The 292-nt window shown below is 73.6% G+C and carries 1 pseudogene; it reads right to left on the bottom strand.

Annotation, left to right across the window (positions count from 1 at the left end):
• Positions 1-86: 86 nt before the first annotated feature.
• Positions 87-292 (bottom strand): annotated as a pseudogene (locus tag AAW13_RS43930) (rhamnulokinase); the annotation flags it as partial.

Genomic DNA, 292 nt, shown 5'->3' with positions numbered 1-292 from the left:
ACAGGGCGACACGCATCGCGGCTCCTAGAGGTCGATCATCGGATGAGTGCAGAGTAGTGGGCCGGTGCGGGCGGCGGGAGACCCGGTCACCGGGCGGCGAGTCGGGACTCGGCCGCCGCCCAGCGCGCGGTGTCGCCGCGCGGTGAGTACCGGGTCAGCGGCTGGGTGCGGGTGAGCAGCTGCCGCAGGTCGGCGAGATCGCCGACGAGTCCGTGGGTACGGGCCTGTACCAGCAGGTTCCCCAGAGCCGCTGCCTCCGTCGGCCCGGCCACCACGGGGAGTCCGCTGGCGT

The sequence above is a fragment of the Streptomyces humi genome (assembly GCF_001005085.2).
Lineage (GTDB): Bacteria > Actinomycetota > Actinomycetes > Streptomycetales > Streptomycetaceae > Streptomyces > Streptomyces humi.
The sequence above is the reverse complement of the archived record's forward strand: the minus strand, read 5'-3'. Positions and strand labels throughout refer to the sequence as shown.